General features: G+C 61.5%; 26 protein-coding genes and 1 pseudogene. 9 read left to right on the top strand and 18 right to left on the bottom strand.

Annotated elements, in window-relative coordinates; genetic code table 11:
- Positions 1-11 precede the first annotated feature (11 nt).
- Both pdhA and MAFF_RS02555 read right to left on the bottom strand, forming a co-directional pair.
- Complete coding sequence (gene pdhA, locus MAFF_RS02560; RefSeq protein WP_010909331.1) at positions 12-1,049, bottom strand: pyruvate dehydrogenase (acetyl-transferring) E1 component subunit alpha; 1,038 nt, start codon at positions 1,047-1,049, stop codon at positions 12-14.
- 193 nt (positions 1,050-1,242) lie between these two features.
- Positions 1,243-1,566, bottom strand: a complete 324-nt coding sequence (locus MAFF_RS02555) for an FtsB family cell division protein (protein WP_044550389.1) — start codon at positions 1,564-1,566, stop codon at positions 1,243-1,245.
- Between the two features lie 218 nt (positions 1,567-1,784).
- Between MAFF_RS02555 and MAFF_RS02550 the strand changes: the two genes are divergently transcribed.
- Positions 1,785-2,303, top strand: coding sequence for a MarR family winged helix-turn-helix transcriptional regulator (locus MAFF_RS02550; protein ID WP_044547558.1), 519 nt, complete (start codon positions 1,785-1,787; stop codon positions 2,301-2,303).
- On the top strand, positions 2,300-2,896 hold the full coding sequence (locus tag MAFF_RS02545) for a gamma carbonic anhydrase family protein (RefSeq protein WP_010909328.1): 597 nt from the start codon (positions 2,300-2,302) through the stop codon (positions 2,894-2,896). Before MAFF_RS02550 ends, MAFF_RS02545 begins: the two co-directional genes overlap by 4 nt.
- Positions 2,897-3,069: 173 nt before the next feature.
- Here MAFF_RS02545 and eno read toward each other — a convergent pair whose 3' ends face one another.
- A complete protein-coding gene (eno, locus tag MAFF_RS02540) occupies positions 3,070-4,344 on the bottom strand; it encodes a phosphopyruvate hydratase (protein ID WP_010909327.1) in 1,275 nt (424 codons plus the stop codon).
- Positions 4,345-4,543: 199 nt separating this feature from the next.
- On the opposite strand from eno, the gene MAFF_RS41125 reads away from it, so the two are divergent.
- Positions 4,544-4,669: a hypothetical protein gene (locus tag MAFF_RS41125; RefSeq protein ID WP_080511774.1), complete on the top strand. Its 126-nt coding sequence runs from the start codon at positions 4,544-4,546 to the stop codon at positions 4,667-4,669.
- 60 nt (positions 4,670-4,729) lie between these two features.
- On the opposite strand, the gene MAFF_RS02535 is transcribed toward MAFF_RS41125, so the two are convergent.
- The 6 genes from MAFF_RS02535 to MAFF_RS41120 form a co-directional block, all read right to left on the bottom strand.
- Positions 4,730-5,095 (bottom strand): PRC-barrel domain-containing protein, encoded by a 366-nt coding sequence (locus MAFF_RS02535; RefSeq protein WP_032933411.1) that lies wholly within the window; start codon positions 5,093-5,095, stop codon positions 4,730-4,732.
- Between the two features lie 83 nt (positions 5,096-5,178).
- Positions 5,179-5,382 carry a dodecin family protein gene (locus tag MAFF_RS02530; RefSeq protein ID WP_027045027.1) on the bottom strand — a complete coding sequence of 68 codons (204 nt, stop codon included), beginning with the start codon at positions 5,380-5,382 and terminating at the stop codon, positions 5,179-5,181.
- Between the two features lie 85 nt (positions 5,383-5,467).
- Positions 5,468-6,328, bottom strand: coding sequence for a 3-deoxy-8-phosphooctulonate synthase (kdsA, locus tag MAFF_RS02525; RefSeq protein WP_010909324.1), 861 nt, complete (start codon positions 6,326-6,328; stop codon positions 5,468-5,470).
- Positions 6,325-7,215, bottom strand: a complete 891-nt coding sequence (locus MAFF_RS02520) for a VOC family protein (RefSeq protein ID WP_010909323.1) — start codon at positions 7,213-7,215, stop codon at positions 6,325-6,327. Before MAFF_RS02520 ends, kdsA begins: the two co-directional genes overlap by 4 nt.
- Positions 7,216-7,308: 93 nt before the next feature.
- Positions 7,309-7,599, bottom strand: a complete 291-nt coding sequence (locus tag MAFF_RS02515; protein WP_032930208.1) for a Dabb family protein — start codon at positions 7,597-7,599, stop codon at positions 7,309-7,311.
- Positions 7,600-7,744: 145 nt separating this feature from the next.
- Positions 7,745-7,879 carry a hypothetical protein gene (locus MAFF_RS41120; RefSeq protein WP_257784390.1) on the bottom strand — a complete coding sequence of 45 codons (135 nt, stop codon included), beginning with the start codon at positions 7,877-7,879 and terminating at the stop codon, positions 7,745-7,747.
- A 282-nt stretch (positions 7,880-8,161) separates the two neighbouring features.
- Between MAFF_RS41120 and MAFF_RS02505 the strand changes: the two genes are divergently transcribed.
- Positions 8,162-9,418 (top strand): SAM-dependent methyltransferase, encoded by a 1,257-nt coding sequence (locus MAFF_RS02505; RefSeq protein ID WP_032930206.1) that lies wholly within the window; start codon positions 8,162-8,164, stop codon positions 9,416-9,418.
- A 287-nt stretch (positions 9,419-9,705) separates the two neighbouring features.
- A complete protein-coding gene (locus MAFF_RS02500) occupies positions 9,706-9,927 on the top strand; it encodes a hypothetical protein (protein ID WP_044547552.1) in 222 nt (73 codons plus the stop codon).
- A 16-nt stretch (positions 9,928-9,943) separates the two neighbouring features.
- Here MAFF_RS02500 and MAFF_RS02495 read toward each other — a convergent pair whose 3' ends face one another.
- A complete protein-coding gene (locus tag MAFF_RS02495; protein WP_010909320.1) occupies positions 9,944-11,923 on the bottom strand; it encodes a bifunctional 2',3'-cyclic-nucleotide 2'-phosphodiesterase/3'-nucleotidase in 1,980 nt (659 codons plus the stop codon).
- Between the two features lie 150 nt (positions 11,924-12,073).
- The gene (locus MAFF_RS02490) at positions 12,074-13,339 is read right to left on the bottom strand and encodes an NAD(P)/FAD-dependent oxidoreductase (protein ID WP_044550385.1); all 1,266 of its coding nucleotides are present in this window, start codon (positions 13,337-13,339) and stop codon (positions 12,074-12,076) included.
- A gap of 161 nt (positions 13,340-13,500) precedes the next feature.
- Here MAFF_RS02490 and MAFF_RS02485 point away from each other — a divergent pair, with 161 nt between their 5' ends.
- Positions 13,501-14,151, top strand: coding sequence for a 5-formyltetrahydrofolate cyclo-ligase (locus tag MAFF_RS02485; RefSeq protein ID WP_080511773.1), 651 nt, complete (start codon positions 13,501-13,503; stop codon positions 14,149-14,151).
- Positions 14,152-14,183: 32 nt separating this feature from the next.
- Here MAFF_RS02485 and MAFF_RS02480 read toward each other — a convergent pair whose 3' ends face one another.
- Positions 14,184-14,657 carry an Lrp/AsnC family transcriptional regulator gene (locus MAFF_RS02480; protein ID WP_010909317.1) on the bottom strand — a complete coding sequence of 158 codons (474 nt, stop codon included), beginning with the start codon at positions 14,655-14,657 and terminating at the stop codon, positions 14,184-14,186.
- Between the two features lie 157 nt (positions 14,658-14,814).
- Between MAFF_RS02480 and ald the strand changes: the two genes are divergently transcribed.
- Together ald and MAFF_RS02470 are read left to right on the top strand one after the other, a co-directional pair.
- Entirely contained in the window at positions 14,815-15,930 is a 1,116-nt protein-coding gene (ald, locus tag MAFF_RS02475; protein WP_010909316.1) for an alanine dehydrogenase, read from the top strand.
- 211 nt (positions 15,931-16,141) lie between these two features.
- Positions 16,142-17,434 carry an outer membrane protein gene (locus MAFF_RS02470; RefSeq protein WP_010909315.1) on the top strand — a complete coding sequence of 431 codons (1,293 nt, stop codon included), beginning with the start codon at positions 16,142-16,144 and terminating at the stop codon, positions 17,432-17,434.
- 234 nt (positions 17,435-17,668) lie between these two features.
- Here MAFF_RS02470 and MAFF_RS02465 read toward each other — a convergent pair whose 3' ends face one another.
- From MAFF_RS02465 to MAFF_RS02440, 6 genes and pseudogenes are all read right to left on the bottom strand, one after another.
- Positions 17,669-18,136: a DUF1203 domain-containing protein gene (locus MAFF_RS02465; protein WP_010909314.1), complete on the bottom strand. Its 468-nt coding sequence runs from the start codon at positions 18,134-18,136 to the stop codon at positions 17,669-17,671.
- Positions 18,137-18,307: 171 nt separating this feature from the next.
- A pseudogene (locus MAFF_RS02460) lies at positions 18,308-18,814 on the bottom strand (OmpA family protein).
- 135 nt (positions 18,815-18,949) lie between these two features.
- Positions 18,950-19,513 carry a GNAT family N-acetyltransferase gene (locus MAFF_RS02455; RefSeq protein ID WP_032933407.1) on the bottom strand — a complete coding sequence of 188 codons (564 nt, stop codon included), beginning with the start codon at positions 19,511-19,513 and terminating at the stop codon, positions 18,950-18,952.
- A gap of 5 nt (positions 19,514-19,518) precedes the next feature.
- The gene (gene sseA / locus MAFF_RS02450; RefSeq protein WP_010909311.1) at positions 19,519-20,400 is read right to left on the bottom strand and encodes a 3-mercaptopyruvate sulfurtransferase; all 882 of its coding nucleotides are present in this window, start codon (positions 20,398-20,400) and stop codon (positions 19,519-19,521) included.
- A gap of 39 nt (positions 20,401-20,439) precedes the next feature.
- Positions 20,440-21,183, bottom strand: coding sequence for an alanyl-tRNA editing protein (locus tag MAFF_RS02445; protein ID WP_044550380.1), 744 nt, complete (start codon positions 21,181-21,183; stop codon positions 20,440-20,442).
- Positions 21,183-22,217 carry a cysteine synthase A gene (locus MAFF_RS02440; protein ID WP_010909309.1) on the bottom strand — a complete coding sequence of 345 codons (1,035 nt, stop codon included), beginning with the start codon at positions 22,215-22,217 and terminating at the stop codon, positions 21,183-21,185. Before MAFF_RS02440 ends, MAFF_RS02445 begins: the two co-directional genes overlap by 1 nt.
- A gap of 226 nt (positions 22,218-22,443) precedes the next feature.
- Here MAFF_RS02440 and MAFF_RS02435 point away from each other — a divergent pair, with 226 nt between their 5' ends.
- Entirely contained in the window at positions 22,444-23,265 is an 822-nt protein-coding gene (locus tag MAFF_RS02435; protein WP_010909308.1) for an SDR family oxidoreductase, read from the top strand.
- The last annotated feature ends 39 nt before the right edge of the window (positions 23,266-23,304 follow it).

Raw genomic sequence — 23,304 nt, 5'->3', positions numbered from 1 at the left:
TGGCCCTCCCCTTACAATACGATATCGGTCCAGAGCTCGGACGGATCCGGCTCCGCATCGTTCTGGGCAAATTCGGCGGCGTCGGCGACGATGTCGCGAACCTCCTTGTCGATGGTCTTGAGCTCGTCCTCGGTCGCCCACTTCTTCTCGGTCAACCGAGCCTTGACCTGTTCGATCGGGTCATGCTCTGAGCGCATCTTCTGCACTTCTTCCTTCGAGCGGTATTTCGCCGGGTCAGACATCGAGTGACCGCGGTAGCGGTAGGTCTGCATTTCGAGAATGATCGGCCCGTTGCCGGCGCGGCACCATTCGGTCGCCTGATCGCCGGCGGATTTGACCGCACGCACATCCATGCCGTCGACCTGGATGCCCGGAATCTTGAACGAAGCGCCGCGATGCGAAAAATTGGTTTCGGCCGAAGATCGCGACACCGAGGTGCCCATGGCGTAGCGGTTGTTCTCGATGATGTAGATCACCGGCAGTTTCCACAGCGAGGCCATGTTGAAGCTTTCATAGACCTGGCCCTGGTTGGCGGCGCCGTCGCCGAAATAGGTCAGCGAGACGTTGTTGTTGTCGCGGTAGCGATTGGCGAAGGCCAGGCCGGTGCCGAGCGACACCTGCGCGCCGACAATGCCGTGGCCGCCGTAAAAATGCTTCTCCTTAGAGAACATGTGCATGGAGCCGCCCTTGCCCTTGGACAGGCCGCCACGGCGTCCGGTCAGCTCGGCCATGACACCACGCGGCGAAAGCTCCATGGCTAGCATGTGGCCGTGGTCGCGATAGGCTGTGATCATCTGGTCGCCGTCGATCAGCGCCATCTTCATGCCGGTGACGACAGCCTCCTGGCCGATATAGAGATGGCAGAAGCCGCCGATGAAGCCCATGCCGTAGAGCTGGCCGGCCTTTTCCTCGAAGCGGCGGATGAGCAGCATGTGCCGATAGGCGGCAAGCTCTTCGTCCTTGGTGAATTCAGCAGGCTTGGGCGCGGAAAGCCCTGATTTGCCTTCGGATTTCGATTTGGCAGGCGCTTTTCTGGCTGCGGTGGCCATGCATCACTCCCTGTTGGCGTCTCTTTGCGGACATTAGGGCAGGATGAAATCCGCCCTGGGAAGATCAGCTCTCCCCACCGATTTATGCAAGGCTAACACGCGTCACAGCGTTGCGCCATGACGAATTTGCATAGCTGGCATGCGCCTAAGCGGTTAAAATCATTGAAAATATTGCCGATTAACTGAAGTTCAGTTATTTCGACGAGGCCGGCAGCATGATGGTGATTTCATCGGCCTGGGACAGATTGAGCGCCCTGCGCGCCTGTTCGTCAAGCATGTCCTTCTCCAGCGTGCCGTCATGCATCAGCCGAACGCGCCGTTCGAGTTCCATCCGACGGGCCTTGATCGCATCGAGCTGAGCCTGCAGCGCAACCGTCTGGGCTTCCAGCTGATATTTCGAATTGATGCCGAACTCGCCGTGATAGGCGTGGAAGCCGAAATAGGCCAGGAACACCACGCAAAGCGAAGGGATGATCAGTCGGCCGGTATTTCTCTGCTTGTGCTGACGCGTCCACATGATCCGAATCCTCGCGGCCGCGAACTCATGCGGCTCCATCTTTTTCGCTCGATTGTGCTTAACGGACGGTTACGGACCTTGGGATTTGGCGAGCGGGACATGGCCTGATCCGGCAGGTTGCATCCGGCCGTCGGTTTTTCTTCTCAATCCTTTGCGGTCGCAAAGCTTGCATGCGGGAAAGTGGTTGACGTTCTGCTGAAATGACATATGCATATGCTATGCAATTATTGGACGCCAACAAGCTCGGCGCGCTCGGCGCCATGATTCGCGACAGGACGGAAGCCTCGTTGAGAGAGCTTTCGCCAAGTGCCGCGGCGGTGCTGTCGATGCTGCACTTCAAACCGGGGTTGACGACGACCGAACTCGCCGAGGTCGTCGGCGTCAGTCAACCGACTGCCGTGCGTTTGATCGACGGCCTGGAACGGCAGGCGCTGATCGTGCGTGGCAACCCGGAGGGTCGCGTCACGCCGCTGACACTGACGGAGACTGGCCACGCCGAGGTAAAGGAAATGCAAGCTCTTCGGCTCGCCGCGCTCGACGGATTGCTGTCTGCGCTGCAGCCGGACAAGCGGCGGCACTTTGTTTCCATGCTGGATGAGATTCTAGCCGGGGCGACGACTTCCCGCGCTTTGGCGAGAACAACGTGTCGCCTCTGCGAGCATGATCTTTGCGGGCATGAGATTTGCCCGATCGGCTGCCGCGCGGCTGAGATCGAGAGAAAGGAGAGCGGGCGATGATCGTTTCTTATGCAGGGCATTCGCCTGCGATCGACACCGATGCTTGGGTCGCCCCGGATGCCACCGTATGTGGCGATGTCGTCATTGGCGCCGGCAGCCGGGTCATGCACGGTGCCCGCCTTGTGGCGGAGGCAGGCGGCTCGATCCGCATTGGCCGCGACTGTATCGTGTTGGAAAATGCGGTGATCCGGGCCACAGCAAGTCATCCTTGCACCATGGGAAATCATTGCCTTGTAGGCCCCAACAGCCACGTGGTTGGTGCGGAAATCGGCGATGAAGTCTTTATCGCTACAGGTGCGGCGGTGTTCCATGGCGCGCATATAGGCCGCGGATCTGAAGTCCGCATCAATGGCATCGTTCACCTGCGTACCCGCCTCGAACCTGGTATGGTCGTACCGATCGGCTGGATTGCCGTCGGCGATCCGGCCCAGATTCTGCCCCCGGACCAGCATGAGGCGATTTGGTCTCACCAGAAACCACTCGATTTCCCAGGCTTCGTCTACGGTGTCGAGCGAGACTCGCCGGATATAATGCGGAAAATCACTGCAAACCTCTCGGCGGCACTAGGCGTGCATCGCACGGAAAGCGCTTGAGCGCTTTCCGCCACGGCTGAAGCGTTCCATTTCAAGCTCGGCAGTGGATGTCGCCCAAGCTTGCTCAAGGGCCAGGACCGAGGGTGCGCAGCGCGGTCACATGAGGCCGTGTGACGCGCGTTGGCGGTGGGCGAATGACCCGCCCTACACATTCCCTGGAAATTTGCTCCGGATCAGCCCTTGATCACCGACTTGCCGGCGTAACGCGCCTGCTTGCCAAGCTCTTCCTCGATGCGGATCAGCTGGTTGTATTTGGCCATGCGGTCGGAGCGCGACAGCGAGCCGGTCTTGATCTGCCCGCAATTGGTGGCGACGGCGAGATCGGCGATGGTCGAATCCTCGGTCTCGCCCGAACGGTGCGACATGACGGCGGTGTAGCCAGCCTTGTGCGCGGTCTCGACGGCATCGAGCGTTTCCGTCAGCGAGCCGATCTGGTTGACCTTGACCAGGATCGAATTGGCAACGCCCATGCGGATGCCGTCGCGCAGCCGCGCCGTGTTGGTGACGAAAAGGTCGTCGCCGACCAGCTGTGTCTTCTTGCCGATCAAGTCGGTCAGATATTTCCAGCCTTCCCAGTCGTCCTCGGCAAGGCCGTCCTCGATCGAGACGATCGGATAGTCGGCGGCGAGCTTGGCAAGGTACTTGGCCTGGGCCTTGGGATCGCGCGTCTTCTTCTCGCCTTCATAGACGTAATTGCCGTCCTTGAAGAACTCGGTCGCGGCGCAATCGAGGCCGAGCGCGATTTCCTCGCCCGGCTTGAAGCCGGCCTTCTCGATCGATTCCATGATGAAATCGAGCGCCACCGGCGCGCTCTTCAGGTTCGGGGCAAAGCCGCCCTCGTCGCCGACATTGGTGTTGTGGCCGGCATCCTTCAGCTTCTTGCGCAGCGTGTGGAAGATTTCCGAGCCCCAGCGCACGCCTTCACGCAAAGTCGGCGCGCCGACCGGCAGGATCATGAATTCCTGGAAGTCGATCGGATTGTCGGCATGGGCGCCGCCATTGATGATGTTCATCATCGGCACAGGCAGAATGTGCGCCTTGGTGCCGCCGACATAGCGATAGAGCGGCAGGCCGGCGGCATCGGCCGCGGCCTTGGCCACCGCCAGCGAAACGCCGAGAATGGCATTGGCGCCGAGCCGGCTCTTGTTGGGCGTGCCATCAAGCTCGATCATGGTCTGATCGATATGGATCTGGTTTTCGGCTTCCATGCCGCCGATCGCTTCGAACAGCTCGCCATTGACCGCCTCTACGGCCTTGAGCACGCCCTTGCCGAGATAGCGGGCGCCGCCGTCGCGAAGCTCGACGGCTTCATGGGCGCCGGTCGAGGCGCCCGACGGCACCGCGGCGCGGCCCATCGAACCGTCTTCAAGTACAACATCGACCTCGACGGTCGGGTTTCCACGGCTGTCCAGGATTTCACGTCCGACAATGTCGATGATGGCGGTCATTGCGATGTCCCCGATTGATCTGACGAAAGGTCGCGCCCGTCTTAGCCAAAGCGACGCAAAAGGCAATCCGGCCATGGCGGAATAGTGCCGCCGGCCCGATTCACGAAGCGCAAATTTCTGTCATCATAAGTCATGCGGCCGGACGTCCATTTCGGGTTATGGCTGTTGTCGCGCGGGGCGAAACAGGAGGAGTTTCGCCATGTCCGAGTTGAGCGGTATCGTCAGTTTGTTCCTGATCGCGGCTGCGTTGCTGACGTCGTGCGACAGCAAGCAATCGCCACCAAAGGCTCTTGCGCCTTTGTCGGCGTTGAGCACCAGCGAATAGGCGTTCGCGTTGAATAAAAAGGGCCCCGTCGAGACGGGGCCCTTTTTGATTGTGATTGCGTCAATGCCAGTAGGGCGTGACCTTGTAATACTCATAGGATGCGTCGCGCGCCGCCTCGCCATCCGCGCCGGCCAATTCGTTGATCGAATAGGCGGGTGCTGCTTTCAGCTGCTCCTTCGAGAAGGGCACGACATAACCGCCCCTGTTCTCGTCGTAGTCGAGACTGGCCCAGGGAATGGCGTGGTACTTCTCGCCGATGCCGAGAAAGCCGCCAAAGCCGATCACCGCGAACATGATGCCGTTCGACGTCTTGTCGAGCATGATGTCCTCGATGCTGCCGATGCTCCTGCCTTCAGTATTGTAGACCGACGTGCCGATGACGCGCGAAGCGGCAATGGCTTCGGTGTGGCCTGTCTGTGTTGTCATGATCTGCTCCTCGTTGTCGTTGAACTCTGCTTCGACAATGAGGAGGACGGGCGAAAGTTCCCGACTTTTTCGGCGGCGGCCAATCACTCCGCGAGGATGAAAGTCACCTTCATGTTGACGCGATAGGCAGCGATCTTGCCGTCCTCGACGACGATCTTCTGATCCTGGATCCAGGCGCCTTCGACGTTCTTCAGGGTTTTCGACGCGCGGGCGATTCCCTTCTCGATGGCGTCCTGAAAACTCTTCTTTGACGATGAGGTGATTTCGGTGACGCGGGCGACGGACATGGCTTCCTCCTGCCAAAACGCTCATTTGCCGGCCAAGCGTACAACTGGCCCCTCTTGACCACAAGCAGCGGCAGGAATCGCTGGTTCAGCGGCCCTTCGCGATCCGGTCGAAAGCCATCAGCCTTTCCAGGAGAGCCGGCATATCCTTCAGCGGCAGCATGTTGGGCCCATCGGAAGAAGTCGAATTGTCGGGATCCTGGTGGGTCTCGATGAAGACGCCGGCGACACCGACGGCGACGGCCGCACGGGCCAGCGTCTCGACAAAGCGGCGCTCGCCACCGGACGAGCCGCCCTGCCCGCCCGGCTGCTGGACCGAATGCGTGGCGTCGAAGATCACCGGCGCGCCGATCTCGGCCATGACAGGCAGCGCGCGCATGTCAGACACCAGCGTGTTGTAGCCGAAGGACGCGCCGCGCTCGGTGGTGAGCACATTTGGGTTGCCGGACCCGGTGATCTTGGCGACCACGTTCTTCATGTCCCAAGGGGCGAGGAACTGCCCCTTCTTGACGTTGATCACCTTGCCCGTTTTCGCTGCGGCGACCAACATGTCGGTCTGGCGTGACAGGAAGGCTGGGATCTGCAGCACATCGACATGGGGCGCGACGATCGCGCATTGTTCCTCGGTGTGGACATCGGTGAGCACGGGGAGGGAAAATTCCTTGCGCAACTCGTCGAAGACCGGAAGTGCGGCGTCCATGCCGGCGCCGCGCGTTGCCGACAGCGAGGTGCGGTTGGCCTTGTCGTAGCTGGTCTTGTAGACGAGGCCGATGCCGAGCCTGGCCGTCAGTTCCTTCAGCGCGCCGGCCATGTCGAAGGCATGCTGGCGCGACTCGAACTGGCACGGGCCGGCGATCAGCGCCAGGGCCGCATTGTTGTCGAACACGACATTGCCGACCGTCACCGACGAATTGGGTGCCATCGAATTGGGCACTTGGGGCTTGTTCATGGGATCTCCCGGAAGATGAAAGCCGCGCCCTGTCCGGATGCCGGCCGCACGACAATATCAGTGCCCGCTATATCGTGCTGTATAGCATTGGCTGCAAGCAGGCTCGACGCGACATCGATGCTGCGGACCGCAAAGACGATCGCGGCGAAGCGGAGCTTCGTGGATGAACCCGCCGGAATGCCGAAGCGAGCGGTGAAAGATTTGGCGTCGAGCACGCTCAAGGTGGCATTCGGCAGGAGAAACGTCCGGCCCTCGCCGTTAGCAGCAGGGTCATTCGCCGCCACGGAAATCATCCGATATTGTTCGGCGGGCTGGTCGCTGATCGCCACCACTTCCAAAATGCCAGTAGCGCCATTGGCGTGCGCCTGCAAAGCCGTACGGTCCACCATTGGCGCATTGATCCGCTGGCAGGCGAACAGGAACGCGTCGGGTGCTCCGCGGGTCGCAGCAAAGGCGAGCCTGAACGATGCGGTATCGCTTTTGCCCGACGTGTCGGTGAAAGCGCGCGAAAAGCTCAGTGTGTCTCCCGCCGACAGACCGGCGTCGACAAAGCGTGCATGGTCTGCATCGGCATTGTCGGTCCCCAGGGCCACGGCCGAAAACCCCTCATCGCCACGGCTGTCGCGATGGAGGCGGTCGCGCGCGACGAAGACGTTGCCGTCGGCCGTTGCGTCGATCGCTGCCTGTTCATTGCCGATCGCGAGCGGCTCGAGATAGGTGCCGTCAGCGAGGAAAACGCAGCAGTTTTCCGTTCCAAAGGGATGGATACCGGTCGGCGCGACGACGAAGCCCAGCGAAGTGAGCCGGGCTCGCGCCACCTCGAGGCTGCCGGTCGGCAGAACGAGATGGTCAAGCGGATGCGTGCCGGTGGTTGGTCTGTCGGTCATCGGGCGCGGTGTGCATCATTCCAACGAGCGGTTCAAGGCCGTTTCCGGTCGGCCGCCGCCGGGACTTGTCGGGATCCAGAACCGTGCCGGCAATCAGCTGCCGGCCACGACATCGGCGGAATAGCGCAGTTCGCGCAATGGTTTGACCTTGGCTGTGGTCTGCGCATAGAGCGGATGCGCCTTGTAGGCGGCCAGCGCCGCGTCATCGGGAAACTCAGCGTAGACGACGACATCAACTTCGTCCGACAGCGGGTCGACCTTGGTGTTCAACGTGACCTCGAAGAGACTGGAATGAGGAATGTTGCCGAGCACCAGCAGCCCCGTGCGCACTGCCTCCACATCCTCCTTGCGCCGCGCGCTGAAGAAAACGATATGCCGGATCAACCCCGCCTCCTCGATCTGAATGCCGGGGTCTTTTGTGACGGCGGTTTCCTCGCGTCAACCGTTCATGGCGCCACGCGTCCTTGCGACGCGCCCCAAACGGTGTGGGACCCGATCCGCGGCGACGGGCTCTCTTCGGGAGGGATATTCAGGCCTTGCCGGTGACGTAACGCACGACGTGGTTGAGCTCCCTGACCGAGATGTCGAGATACCGGCCCTGGTTGTAGAGACCGTCCCAGATCAGGAAGAACGCGATTGCCGCAATGACGATTACATAACGCATGGCTAAAGCTATCGCACATGCGCTGCGGCGGCCATAGACGTTTTTGATTGCGGACGGCAGCAACCTGACGCAAGGCGCGGATGTCGGACGCCACGTGGCACAGCCCAGCCAGAAGCCTGCCTCTTGAAGTTCCCCCTCATCACGTGGAAGATTGTGGCAGACATTCACTGGGAAGCACTGGGAGCTACCTGGACCAGGCAAGGCTTTCGAACCTGGCGAATGATCCAAGAGAACCGTGACCCGGCAATTTGCGCCGGCACCACGGAAGTCCAGGGGCATGAAATGGCAGACGGGGACCATCATAGCGTAGCGTCGGGCGAAGCGGTCAGGCTCGACGAGTTCAATTTCGCCGAGATCGTCAAGGGCCTGCCGGCCAAGGCGCGCATGGTGCTGTCGGCGGCGATGAACCTGCCGCGCGGTTCGCTCAAGGTCAGGATGCCGGATGGCCGCGCCGTTTTGGTTGGCGGCAAGGGACCCGGCCCGGACGCCGAGCTGGTGCTCAAGAACTGGCGCCTGCCAGGCCGCGCCTTTTCCGGCGGCACGATCGGCGTTGCCGAATCCTACATGGACGGCGATTGGGAAAGCCCTGACGTCACCAGCTTCCTGGAGTTGTTCGTGGTCAATTCGGCGATCGGCGAACGCGTCGCCGGCGGCGCCAGCTGGCTCATAAACACCGTCCAGCGCATCCGCCACTGGTTCAACGAGAACACACGCACCGGTTCGAAGCGCAACATCTCCGCGCATTACGATCTCGGCAACGCCTTCTACAGGGAGTGGCTCGATCCGAGCATGACCTATTCCTCGGCGCTCTACGCGAATGGCGCCAACGACCTCGAAAGCGCCCAGGCCGCCAAATATCGGGCGCTGGCCAGGGATACGGGTATCGGCGGAAAGGATCATGTGCTGGAGATCGGCTGCGGCTGGGGCGGTTTTGCCGAATTCGCGGCACGCGAGATCGGCTGCCGCGTGACGGGGCTGACGATCAGCCGCGAACAGCACGATTTCGCCAAGGCACGCATCGCCAAGGCCGGGCTTGCCGACAAGGTCGACATCAAGCTGCAGGATTACCGCGACGAAACAGGGACTTACGACCGCATCGCCTCGATCGAGATGTTCGAAGCGGTCGGCGAGAAATATTGGCCGGTGTTCTTCTCGAAGATGAAGTCCTGCCTGAGGCCCGGCGGCACTGCGGGCCTGCAGATCATCACCATCAACGAGGCCGCCTACGACACCTATCGCGCCCGGCCGGACTTCATTCAGCGCTACGTGTTTCCGGGCGGCATGCTGCCGACACCGTCGATCCTGAAGTCGCTCGGCAAAGACCATGGCCTCGCGCATCTGCGTGAGCGCGTGTTTCCCGATGACTATGCGCGCACGCTCGCCGAATGGCGCAACCGCTTCTGGGGATCCTGGGAGAAGATCGTGCCGCTCGGCTTCGACGATCGCTTCAAGAAGCTCTGGGAGTTCTACCTGCACTATTGCGAGGCCGGTTTCCGCGCCAGCTACATCGATGTGCGGCAAGTGGTCTACAAGGCGTAAGCCGGCACACTCATCGATCTCACCGCCAGTGGCCAGCCTTGTTGGGATCCGCTGACTTAAATTGTGAGGTACGCCCAAGGCGGCCGATCGCAACCTCTTGATGCGAATGTGATGAAACCGAGATCACGCATCGATCGTTCTGACGCACCAATGCCCCGCGCCCAACCCAACGCCGAGCGCCTCTGATCATAGGAGGCTTCCTTGAAGCGAACTTTCACCGCCCTTGCCATCCTGTTTGCCGCCATATCCGCTGCCGAAGCACGGCGCATAACCCCCCACCGACCGTCATGAACGACCCGCTGGGCCACAGCATCAGCCCGACCGTGACGCCTGGTGCGAGCGATCTCATCGACAACACGCCAACCTCGACCATCCACGAGGTGCACGCTCCGAATGGTATGTCGCCCTTGACCGTGCCCAGCGACCCGACCGGTACGTCCCTCGAGCCGACACTGCCGGTCAGCCCGCCAGCTCCCGCGACGGCCTTGCCGCTGACGCCGGCGAACTGATGCCGTGCGATGCGGATCAGAGAAGGATGCGATACTTTGCGAACCCCGCTTCGCCCTCGCCCGCCGGCTCGATCATCAGCGACTTCACATCGGCGATGAAGTCCTTTGCCTTGACGCCTGTCTCGAATACGACGCTGGTTCCCGGCAGCGGTCCGAACGACCAGTTGCCGTCGGCCGACGGGTTGATCGTGCCCTGGCTCACAATGTAGCGAACGATGACGTCGCGGTTGGTGTCCGGCGCCTCATAGATGATCTTCGAGGCATTGATGTCGGGGAAATTGCCGCCGCCGCCGGCCCGGTAATTGTTGGTCGCGACGACGAATTTCTGATTGGGATCAATCGGTTTGCCGCCGAACATCAAGTCGACGATGCGGTTGGCGCCGGCATTCGCCACCCCACCCTTGGCATCGTATTTCGGCGGCTGCGACAGATCTATCTTGTAGGAGACGCCGTCGATGACGTCGAAATTGTAGGACGGGAAATCGGTGTTGATGAGTGCCTGGTCAGCCTTCCCTGCCTCGATCCTGTTGAAGATGCCGGCCGACATTTCCAGCCATTCCTTGACCTGCGCTCCGGTGATTTCGACGGCGCGCACGGTGTTGGGATAGAGATAGAGGTCGGCGACGTTCTTGATGGCGATGTCGCCCGCCGGCACGTCGGTGTAGTAGTCGGCGCCGTTGCGCCCGCCCGCCTTGAAGGGAGCGGCGGCCGACAGCAGCGGCACGTCCTTCCACTGCGTGCTCTTGAGAATATCCTTCAGATACCAGGTCTGCGCCTGGCTGACGACCTGCACCGACGGATCGTCGGCGACCAGCGCGAAATAGGAATAGAGCGGCGCGGAGGTCTTGCCGACCGGACGGCGCACATAGGCCAGGGTCGCCTGGTGGTCCTGCTCGAGGGCGGCGATGATGCGCTTGTCGTCGGAAACCGTCGGCTTGGCCTTGTTGTCGACGCGCTCGAAGATCGGCCGCGCCTCGGAAGTCGCGGAGACGACCTTCCATTTCGATCCGTCACGCTCGAGCATCAGGTCGATCAGCCCCATATGCGAGCCCCAGAAACCGCCCATCACGGCGGGCTTGCCCTGCAGCGTGCCTTTCTGCGTGTCGACGCCTTCGAGCGACTGAAAGTCCTTCTTGCCGGGGAACACCAGATGCTGGTGGCCGGTGAAAACCGCATCGATGCCATCGACGCCGGCAACAAAGAACGAGGCGTTCTCCATCATGTCGCCCTGCTTCACATCGATGCCGGAGTGCGAGAGCGCGATGACGATGTCGGCGCCCTCTTCCTTCATCTGTGGCACCCAGGCCGTGGCCGCCTCGACGATGTCGCGCGTCTTGACGTTGCCTTCGAGATTCTTGAGGTCCCAGACCATGATCTGCGGCGGTACGAAGCCGATAATGCCGATCCGGATCGGCTGCTCGGCACCCGAACCGTCCTTGATCTTCCTGTCGAGGATCACGTAGGGCTTGAGATAGAGCTTGTCGTCGCGCGGGTTGGCGGCAAGCTCGGTGCCGCGGATCAGATTGGCGCAGACGAAGGGGAAATTGGCGCCGGCCAGCACCTTGTCCAGGAAAGACAAGCCATAGTTGAACTCGTGGTTGCCGAGTGTCGAGCACTCGTAGCCCAGCAGGTTCATGCCTTTCATGACCGGATGCAGATCGCCGTCCTTCAGGCCTTTCTCGTAGGCGATGTAGTCGCCCATCGGGTTGCCTTGCAGCAGGTCGCCATTGTCGATCAGCATCGAATTGACGGCTTCCTTGCGCACCGCGTCGATCAGCGATGCAGTGCGCGACAGACCCATCGTGTCGTTGGCTTTGTCGGCGTAGTAATCGTAAGGCAGAACGTTCACATGGATGTCGGTGGTTTCCATGATCCGAAGATGCGCCTGGTTGGCCTGCGCCCGGGCGGAGAAGGGATGAAGCACGATCAGCGCCCCTGTGGCTGCGGCGCCAGCGAGGAAACCGCGGCGGGAGACGGGATGGAGCAGTTGCGACATGTTTTCTCCTCATTGACAAGCTGACACGCCCTGCCCCGAGGCGAACTTCGCGCCGAAATCAGCTCAAGTCCACTCAAGAAGTCGCGCGCATCCGCACATCAATCCATCAGCTAGAGATGACGGGCGGATGAATGGGACAGTGAAGAAAAGTCAGGTCTTGTCGTCGTCGCCCTGGGTGATCAGCCGGGCGCTGCGCTGGCCGGTGACGTAGATCCACAGCCAGCTCAGGGAAACCGCAAGCCGGTTGCGGAAACCGATCAGGAAATAGATGTGCGCGATGCCCCACAGCCACCAGGCGAGCCAGCCCGTGAGCTTGATCCAGCCGAAATCGATCGCGGCGGCGCGTTTGCCGATCGTCGCCAGATCGCCGGCATGTTTGTAGTGAAATGGCCGCGCGGTGTTGTCACCGCCGAGCCTGGCCTTGATGGTCGCGGCGACGTGGCGGCCCTCCTGCTTGGCGGAAGGCGCCACGCCGGGCACCGGCCGTCCATCGGGCCGCAGCACAAGGGCTGCGTCGCCGATGACAAAAATCTCCGGGCTGCCGGGCACGCCGAGGTCAGGCTCGACGAGCACCCTGCCCGCACGGTCCGCCTTCGCGCCCAGCCATTCGGCTGCGGGCGAAGCCGCAACGCCGGCTGCCCACAGGATCGTTCGGGCTGCCAACTGCTTGTCGCCAAACACGACACCTTCGGCGTCGCAGCGCGTGACGGCCCGGCCGAGTTCGACCGTCACGCCGAGCCGCTCGAGCGCCTTGCTGGCGTAGTCGGAGAGTTTTGGCGCGAAATTGGCCAGGATGCGATCACCGGCCTCGATCAGCACCACGCGTGTTTGCCGCGTGTCGATGTTGCGGAACTCGCCGCGCAGCGTGTCGTGCGCCAGCTCGACGATAGTGCCGGCCAGTTCCACGCCGGTCGGCCCACCGCCGACGATTGCAATAGTCAGCAGCGCCTCGCGTTTGGCGGGATCGGTTTCCCGCTCGGCCTGCTCGAAGGCCAGGAGAATGCGCCGCCGAATGGTGGTGGCGTCCTCCAGCGTCTTCAGGCCGGGCGCGAAAGGCTCCCATTCGTCATGGCCGAAATAGGCATGGCGGGCGCCAGTGGCGAGCACCAGCGTGTCATAGGCGACGGCGCTGCCGTCATCGAGCAGCACGCGTTTGCCGGCACGGTCGACGCCGGTGACATTGGCCAGCAGCGTCGTCACGTCCTTGCGCTTGCGCAAGAGATGGCGGATCGGCCAGGCAACCTCGGAGGTCGCCAGCGCGGTCGTCGCCACCTGGTAGAGCAGCGGCTGGAAAAGGTGGTGGTTGCGCTTGTCGATCATGGTGATGCGCACCGGCTGTCCAGCCAGCGCGTGGGTGAGTTCGAGGCCGCCGAACCCCGCGCCGACGACAACAACATGATGGCTGGCCTGGTTCATCTCATTCACCCTGATGGCAAGATGCCTGTCCCGGATGTAGGTATTTTTGTGCAATGCAACAACAGAAGGAAGTACCCGGGACTCGCCGTCCCATGTCGTGACTGCACAAGTTGTATCGTGTAGCGAGGTATAGCGTCATCGGACACGCTAAGAGGTGGCACATGGCCAACGATCATGACGACCAGGGTCCGGCACAGTATGCCTCGCCTCCCTGCTTCATGCACGAGCTCGATCCGGAATTCCGGGCGCCGCTATCCGACTGGACCGATGTGCGGCGCTGGCGCAAGGCCGAGCGCGAGCGGTTGATCGGAGCCCGCCTTGCTGTTTCGGCCGACGCGCGAGCAGCCATGTCGCAGCGCATCGCCGAAGGGCTCGACACGATCATCGGTGAAATCCGCGGCCGCATGGTCAGCCTTTACTGGCCGTTTCGCGGCGAACCGGATTTGCGACCATGGATGGCGTCCATCAACGAGCACGGCGGCCGCACGGCGTTGCCCATCGTCGTCGAGAAAGGGCACCCCCTGATCTTCCGTGCCTACAAACCGGGCGACCGATTGGAAAAGGGCGTCTGGAACATACCGATTCCGGCCGAGGGCGATCCGGTGCTGCCGGACATCGTGATCGCGCCGATCGTCGGCATTGATCCGGCAAATTATCGCCTGGGCTATGGCGGCGGCTTCTTCGACCGCACGCTGGCCGCCATGCCGTTCAAGCCACTGGTCATCGGCGTCGGCTACGAACTGCAGCGCATCGCCACCATCTGTCCGCAGCCGCACGACATTCCGATGGATCGAATTGTCACTGAAGCCTGAAGCCTGTCGAGAGCAAGGTCAGGCCGGCAAACTCAAGCCATCTCCGGCTTCATCCCCATGGCGGTGCGGTCGACGATTTCGCGCAAGGCGAAGGACGAGTTGATCTTGGTCACATGCGGCATGGCCGACAGCCATTCCTTGTGGATGCGCTCATAGTCGACCAGGTCTTTCGCCGCGATGCGCAGGATGTAGTCGTATTCGCCCGACATCAGGTGGCAGGACAAGACATTGGGGCAACGCTTGATCGCTGCTTCGAAATCCGACAGCGTCTTCTCGAATTGGCCCGACAGCGATATATGCACGATCGCCGTCATCTGATGACCGAGTGCGGCATTGGACAGCCGGGCATGGTAGCCGCGGATAGTGCCGGATTTTTCCAAATTATCGAGCCGGCGCGAACAGGCCGACTGCGACAGGCCAACCTTCTCGGCGAGCGCGGCATTGGGTATCCTGCCATCCTTCTGCAAAGTCTCGAGAATGGCGATATCGATCCTGTCGAGCGGCATTTTTCGTGAATCCTGCGAATATCCTGCTATTTTACGCAAGGATTATCGAAACCGGCCTGCACACGCAAGCGCATTCGCAAACACTTGCGAGCCGATTCATGGTTCACTCCGACAATACAGGGAGTGAGCCCAAAAGGGCCCGGATCAGGAGAAGAAAATGCGCGTCGGCTGCCCCAAGGAAATCAAGAACCACGAATATCGCGTCGGCCTCACGCCAGGCTCGGTCCGCGAATATGTGGCGCACGGCCACGAAGTGCTGGTCGAGGCCGGCGCAGGCGCCGGCATCGGCGCCGATGACAACGCCTATCGCGCCGCCGGCGCCACCATCGCCAAGACCGCCGCCGACGTGTTCGCCAAGTCGGACATGATCGTCAAGGTCAAGGAGCCGCAGCCCAATGAGTGGGTTCAACTGCGCGACGGCCAGATCCTGTACACCTACCTTCATCTGGCTCCGGATCCGGAACAGACCAAGGGCCTACTCGCTTCGGGCGTCACGGCGATCGCCTACGAAACCGTCACCGACGATCGCGGCGGCCTGCCGCTGCTCGCACCGATGTCGGAAGTCGCCGGCCGGCTGTCGATCCAGGCCGGCGCCACGGCGCTGCAGAAGGCCAATGGCGGCCGCGGCGTGCTGCTCGGCGGCGTGCCCGGCGTGCTGCCCGGCAAGGTCACCGTGCTCGGCGGCGGCGTCGTCGGCCTGCACGCGGCCCGCATGGCCGCCGGCCTTGGCGCCGACGTCACCATCATCGACCGCTCGATCCCGCGACTGCGCCAACTCGACGACCTCTTTGCCGGCCGTGTGCACACCCGCTACTCCACCGTCGAAGCGCTCGAGGAAGAATGCTTCTCGGCCGACATCGTCGTCGGCGCTGTGCTGATCCCTGGCGCTGCAGCGCCCAAGCTCGTCACCCGCGAAATGCTGTCGGGCATGAAGAAGGGCTCGGTGCTGGTCGACGTCGCCATCGACCAGGGCGGCTGCTTCGAGACCTCGCATGCGACGACTCACGCCGAGCCGACCTACGAAGTCGATGGCGTCATCCACTATTGCGTCGCTAACATGCCAGGTGCCGTGCCGGTCACCTCGGCCCACGCCCTTAACAACGCCACGCTGCACTACGGCCTGCAGCTCGCCGACAAGGGCCTCAAGGCGCTGGTCGACGACCATCATTTGCGCAACGGCCTCAATGTCCACAAGGGCAAGATCACCAACCGCGCGGTCGCCGAAGCGCTCGGCTACGAGCTGGTCGAGCCGAAAGCAGTTCTCGCGGCCTGATACACCCAGAAAAAGTCAATTTGCTGTTGTTGCCCGCCGGTCCACTCCGGCGGGCTTTTTATTGGCCTTTCTAGGCGACAAGCCTGGTTACTCGGCAGATCGGTATCAGCTGCAGAGGTAGGTTGCCCAAGACTGTTGCATATTTGTCATTCCTAGTCTGGCCGACTCCCTGCTAGAGACATCGTGGGTTTATTGATTGGGGGTTTGGGCTATGTTTCTTCGCGTTTCTGCGAAATCTTTTCTGTTGGGCGCCGTTTCTGCTGTGGCTTTAATGTCTGCAGCCCAAGCGGCTGACGTTGTGCAGCCTGTCGAAGCATCCGGTTTCAACTGGAGCGGTGCTTATATCGGCATCGGTGGTGGATTTGGCGCCAGTGTGCACAAGTTCAGCGTTGCGCCGATTATCGACTTCAATGGCATCGGCGGCAACGGCGTATTCGGCGAACTGACCGCCGGCTACGACTATATGGTCTCCGATCGTTTCCTCCTGGGCGGGTTCATTGACGCCAACGGCGGAAACATCGGCCCGTCGATCAGCATTCCAGGTGCCGATATCGACCTGACCAATTCTTACGGTTTCGACGTCGGCCTGCGCGCTGGCTATCTCCTTAACCCCGATACGCTCGGCTATGTGCTCGGCGGTTACAGCTGGCAGCATTTCAAGCTCGATGGATCGGGCTTTGCCGAGGGCTTGAATTTCACCCAGAATCGCAGCGGCTATGTGCTCGGCGTCGGCATGGAAACCGTACTGCGTGGCAACTGGACGTTGAAGACCGAGTACCGTTACGCGGCCTATGGTGACAAGTCGGTTATTGATTTTGGGGGCGGTTCTCTGAACGTGGAACCGTCCACCCATACCTTCCATATCGCCGCCAACTATCGCTTCGGCGCTCAGAACGGTGGCGGCGCTTCATTTGCGGCCCCGACCTACAACTGGACCGGCTTCTACGTTGGTGGCGCGCTTGGCGCCGGCACGGCGGTTCACGACCTTGGCGTCGACCTTGGTGGCGGCGCTCTCGATCTCAACGGCATTGGCAGCGAAGGCGTGCTCGGCGAAGCCAGCATTGGTTATGACTACGATTTCGGCAGCTGGGTTGCCGGTGTACAGCTCGATGCCAGCTATTCTGGAATTCGCTCCAAACTCGACATCCCTGGCGGCTCGATCAAACTCGACAACGATTATGGCTTCGATGCTTTGGCCCGCGTTGGCGCCAAGGTCAACGAATCGACCCTGGCCTATGTCATCGGCGGCTACAGCTACCAGCATTTCGACCTGCACGCTTCGGATCCGGTCGGCGATATCATCGATTGGAACAAGAGTGGCTTCACGGTGGGTGGCGGCCTCGAAACGGCGGTATCCAGCAACATGACCGTGGGTCTTGAATATCGCTATTCGCAGTTCGGCAAGAAGGACTTCTCGTCCGAATTCGGTGCTCCGGATGGTACGCTGACCGACAAAGCTTCGTTCCAGACCGTGCGCATCGGCGCGAAGTACAAGTTCAACTAAGAAGCCCTCCAGACAAAAGTTGCGGCCCGTCGGCCTGGCCGGCGGGCTTTTTCTTTGCCCGGAACACTCTTTTTGCGCATGCAGGCAAACAAAAAAGCGGAGCCAAAGCCCCGCTTCCTCGATATCGAGATTGCCGCCGGTTCATCCGCGGTCGGCCAATCGATCGACACTCGCTTTCTACCGCATCTATGCGACGGGAGTACGACAGGCTTCTTGACCGCAATCCCCTGCGAGTCAGGCCCGTTCAATCCGGCACTGATAGCAGTTGTTGCGCGCCGAGCGGACATGCACATAGGCAATGTCGTGGCGTTCGAACAAAGTCTCGGCCCGCGCAGCGATTGCTCCGGTTGGAATGACTCCACCGCTGCCGTAGACGATGCGGTCATCCCTGCCATAGCCGCGCACGATATAGTCGGGGCTTTCGAGGACCTCGGGAAGCGCTTCGGTCTCGGCAGCACGCTCGCACTCTTCCGCATGCAGAAAGATCGGCCCGGTTTCGGCATAGGGCTGAAGCTCCGGAAAGGGGCGGTAGGCAAGAATGAGATAGGCATCGCCGGCGGCGATGTTCTTCAGGCAATGCCGGCAAGGCATGCCGTCGCCATCGGAAATCCGCCGCTCTGGCGTCTGGCTGTAAGCATCGGGACCGCCGCGCTGCAGCGCCCTGACATGTTCGGTGGGTAGCGCTTTGAACTGAATGGCCATGGTGAAAACCTCCGGTTTGTTGACCGGAAATTATGCGCTCGGGTCCATGCTTCCCACCCGATTCTTGCCAAGGGATCGAGGTCCGATGCGATGTTGGCGATCAGTCCCCCGGACCAAGGCACCAGCGATAACGCCAAATCGTCTAAATAAGCCGGCTAACCAGATTGGAGATCACCGAATGAAATAGTCGAAGCGTCGCAATGTCACCCTGCGATTCTGCCAGTTTTCGTTCTGCGTCGGCATGAGCAGGAACTCCTCGCCGCAGCCAACGGTCTCCAGGGCATAGCCGGGTACACCGAATTCGCGCACCAGCGTGCCTTTCAACGAAGGGCCTGTTGTTCGGACAGGACCTGGTTCGACTGGAAGGAGCCGACTGCGTCGGTGTGTCCTTCGATCAGCACGCGCGCCGGGATCGCGGCGCAGGATGCGTTGCAGTGCATCGGCGATATTCTCGATCTTGTCGTATTGCGAACTGGAAATAGCTGCCAAGCCGAAGCCGAAATTGATCGACTGGATGTCGATCGAGCGCGCCATACGGCGCAAATCCGGCCGGCGCTTGAATTCGCGGATGGTGACGCGCTCGTTCGGCCGCAGCTTCACTCGCGGCGCCGCCTCGAGCTTGCGCTCGATCGTCGCGGTCGAGGGGGTCGTCGCCTAGGCGGCGGCAAGGCTCGGCATGGCAATCGCGGCGATCAGAGCGGCGGCCAGTGTACGGCGTGTTCTCCTTCGGCCTCGGCCGCATTGACGATGCGGGCAAGATGCCAAAGGCAGGCTGAAGCGCCGATGAACGGCCGGTTCAGGTTCCGGCCGATGTCACGGGCGCATGACGCTGGCCGAGCGCTCGGCGAAAGGCAGCGGATGCACGACCTCTTTCTTCTGCGCGACCGGCTTGAAGCCGAGCTTCTGGTAGAGCGGCAGAGCCGCCGGATGGTCCAGCGTGCAGGTCTGCACCGTCACCCGTTTCGGCCCATGCGACCAGGCGGCTGAAATCGCCGAGCCCAGGAACCATCGGCCAATACCTTGCCCGGTAGCATGTTCCATCATGCCGAAATAGGCGAGTTCGACTTCATCAGGCAGATGCGGCTTGAGGTCAAAGAAGCCGGCTGGCGCACCGTCGAGGTAGAGCACCCTGATGTCGCGGTCCTCACGGTGGATGCCGGCCGAAAGCTCCTCATCGTCCAGCCTGAGAACATTCACCCAATGCCATTTGCGCCCGACCCGGTCCATCAAATAGCGATAGAAATGCAAGGGGATGTCCTTGGTCTTCAGCAACGCAACCTGGCGGTTGTAGGGCACTGGCGGGGAGACGGCGGGAGGGGCATCCATTTCGAGAAAAGTCACCGTGACTTCAATGTCCTGCAGCACACCGTTTTCCATCGCGTTCATTCCTTGCCGGTCTTAGCGGGACCGGGCGTCGCGGGGCCGGTCACGACAGGCGTGTCGGAGAGCCCGCCCCATTCCGTCCATGAGCCGTCATAGAGCCTGTTGTCGGTGTGGCCAAGCGTCTCCAGCGCCAGCGTAACCACCGCGGCGGTGACACCGGAGCCGCAAGATGTGACGACGGGCTTCGACAGGTCAATGCCGGCCTCCTCGATCACCTTGCGCAAACGGTCCTTCGACAACAGCATGCCGTTTTCCGACAGGGCGGAGTACGGTACGTTGCGCGCTCCCGGCATATGGCCGGAGCGGATACCCGCGCGGGGCTCGGGCTCGGCGCCGGTGAAGCGGCCGGGTCCACGGGCGTCGGCAATCTGGCTGGCGCTGGTCTCGACGATCCGGCGCATGTCGGCGAGGCTGGCGACGCGGCCGGCGTCGAAATCGGCATGGAACACGCTTGGCGCGATCTTCGTCGGCTCGGCCGTTACCGGCCGGCCGGCCGTTTTCCAGGCGTCGAATCCGCCATCCAGGATATAGGTCTGGAAAACACCCATAATGCGGAACATCCACCATGCCCGGGGTGCCGAGAAAAAGCCGGGACCATCATAGACGACAATGGTGTCATCGGCGGACACGCCCATCGAACCAACATATTGCGCGAAATGCTGAGGCGAAGGCAGCGTGTGCGGCAAAGCAGCGTCGGGATCCGACACCGCGTCCTGATCCAGGAAACGGGCGCCCGGGATGTGCGCTGCATTATATTCGGCGCGCGCGTCGCGCTTTTGCGCCGGCAGGTACCAGGATGCGTCCACGATGGTCAGGCCGGGCTCGCCCAGGCGCGCCTGCAGCCAGTCCGCATCGACGGTGAAAGGACTGTCCTGGGCCATTCTGGTTCTCTCTATCCCGGGTAAGCAAGTGTTGCGTGTTCAGGCTGCCGGCATCGGGCCGAAGCGGATGCGGAAGCGCCTGTTCTCGCGGCCCTTCTTCTCGATCTTGCCGATGTGGATTTCGCCGATCTCGCCGGTGCTTTTCACATGTGTGCCACCACAGGGCTGGCTATCGACCGCGCCATTCTCACCAATGCAAACCAGGCGTATCTTGCCGGTGCCGACCGGCGGCCGGACATTTTTTGACTTCACCAGGCCGGGGTTAGCGGCGAGTTCCTCATCGCTGATCAGCCTGGTGAAAATCGGATGATTGGCGCGCACCAGATCCATCAGGCTCGCGGTCACCTCTTCTTTCGAGAAGCTGGCGTCCGGAATGTCGAAATCTACACGGCTATCGTCCTCGGAAACCGCCGCACCGGTGATTGGAAACGGACAAACGACGGTAAGCAGATGGCAAGCCGCGTGCATGCGCATCAACAGGTGCCGACGTTCCCAGTCGATGGCGAGTTTGACCTTCTCGCCAACCGCCAGGGCCGCCTGCTGCGGCGCCGGTACGTGGATGATCTCGTCCTTGGTCTCACCTGTGATGGTGGCGGCAATGGCGATGCGGCTGCCGTCGGCACGTTCGAGATGGCCGGTATCGCCCGGCTGGCCACCCGAGGTGGCGTAGAAGATCGTCCGATCGAAAATGATGCCGCCACGATCATTGACGGCAGCAACCGCCGCATCCGCCGTGGCGAGATAGGCATCGTCGCGAAACAACGCTTCCGTCTTGTGCGCCATCATTCGACCTTTTCGAAAGGCACCGAAATCTTGCTCTGCAGTTCCATCCACCCCGGCACCGGGAGATTCTTCTCGCGCAGGAATTCCGGATTGAACAGCTTCGACTGGTAGCGCGTGCCGTAGTCGCAAAGAATGGTCACGATGGTGTGGCCGGGGCCTAATTCCCTGGCGAGCCGGATGGCGCCGGCAATGTTGATGCCGGTCGAGCCGCCGACGCACAGGCCCTCTTCCTGGATCAGGTCGAAGACGATCGGAAGCGCGTCCTCGTCCTTGATCTGGAACGAGAAATCCGGCGTGAACCCTTCTAGATTGGCGGTGATGCGCCCCTGCCCGATGCCTTCGGTGATCGAGCTGCCTTCGGACTTCAACTCGCCGCTGGTGTAAAAGCTGTAGAGGGCGGCACCAAGCGGGTCGGCGAGCGCGATTTTCACATCCTTGCTCTTGGCCTTCAGCCCGAAAGCGACGCCGGCCAGCGTGCCGCCTGAACCCACCGCCGAGACGAAACCGTCAACCTTGCCGCCGGTCTGTGCCCAGATTTCCTCCGCCGTGGTGCGGATATGCCCATCGCGGTTGGCGACATTGTCGAACTGATTGGCCCAGATGGCGCCGTTGGACTCGGTCCTCGCCATCTGCTCGGCCAGCCGTCCCGACAGTTTCACGTAATTGTTGGGGTTCTTGTAGGGCACGGCCGGCACCTCGATCAGCTCGGCGCCGAGTAGCCGGATCGTGTCCTTCTTTTCCTGGCTCTGCGTATCGGGAATGACGATGACCGTGCGATAACCCAGCGCCTTGGCGACCAGCGTCAGCCCGATGCCCGTATTGCCTGCCGTTCCCTCGACGATGACGCCGCCCGGCTTCAATAGGCCGCGCCGTTCGGCGTCGCGGATGATGAAAAGCCCGGCGCGATCCTTGACTGATTGCCCCGGATTCATGAATTCGGCCTTGCCCAGGATCTCGCAGCCGGTTTCTTCGGACGCTTTGTTAAGGCGGATCAGAGGCGTGTTGCCGATCGCGTCGATCACAGAACGGGGCATTCAGGATTCCTTGTGTGCGTGCGCCGAAACCCTAGAAACCCGAAGCTTTGGTTTCAAGGCAAGAATTTGCCTGGTCCAGTCGCATTTCGGGTACTGCTGTACATCCACGCCCTCCAGAGCTGGCTCGATATCGCACGGTTCATTTTCATCTGTGGTCGAAAAGCACTCTTTTCATTCGATTTCTTCACCGCTAGAGCAAGGCACCAACAACTCGGCAGGGCGCAACATGACACTCTATCGGGCCGATCCGAAACACGGCGTCGCCTGGGTCACGGGCGGCAGCAGCGGCATTGGCCGCTCGCTGGCCAGGGATCTGGCGTCCCAGGGCTATGCGGTGGCGGTAACGGCACTGGACGATGATCCGATCGACACGCTCATCGTCGAGACCGCGCAGATGCCGGGCAGCGTCACGGCCTTTCCCTGCGACGTCACGGACGAGCCGCGCATGGCAAGAACGGTGGCCGCGATCGAGAAGGAGCTCGGCCCTATCGTGCTCGCCGTCTTCAATGCCGGAAACTACATTTCGACGCCTGGAGAAGCCCTCGTCGTCAAGGACTTTCGCCGCACTTTCGAAGTTAATTATTTCGGCATCATCAACGGCTTGGTGCCGGTCGTTGAGTATATGCGCGTGCGATCGCGCGGCCATGTCGTGCTGGTCGGATCGGTTACCGCCTATTTCGGCTGGCCAACCACTGCCGCCTATGGCGGCACCAAGGCGGCGATCAACATCCTGGCCGAGTCGCTGAAGTATGATTTCGACAAGATGAACATCCGCGTCCAGGTGATAAACCCCGGCTTTGTCGACACGCCGCTGACCGAAAAGAACATGCTGCCGATGCCGGGCCTGATGCCCGTCACCCGCGCGACGCGCCGCATGATCAAGGCAATCAAATCTGGCGGCTTCGAAGTCACCTTTCCTTACCGAACGAGCTGGCCGCTGAAATTTCTCGCTTTGTTGCCCAGGCCGATAAGCCGATGGGTGATCAGCTTGATGACCAGCTGGAAGGCACGGCCGCTGCATTACGAGCGCAAGCCACCCAACGAATAGGATGCCCACAGGATTTGGTGGTGTGACTGCCTGAACGGC

Source organism: Mesorhizobium japonicum MAFF 303099, from assembly GCF_000009625.1.
In the GTDB taxonomy this organism is placed as follows: Bacteria; Pseudomonadota; Alphaproteobacteria; order Rhizobiales; family Rhizobiaceae; genus Mesorhizobium; species Mesorhizobium japonicum.
This window is presented reverse-complemented; position numbering and strand designations above follow the sequence as displayed.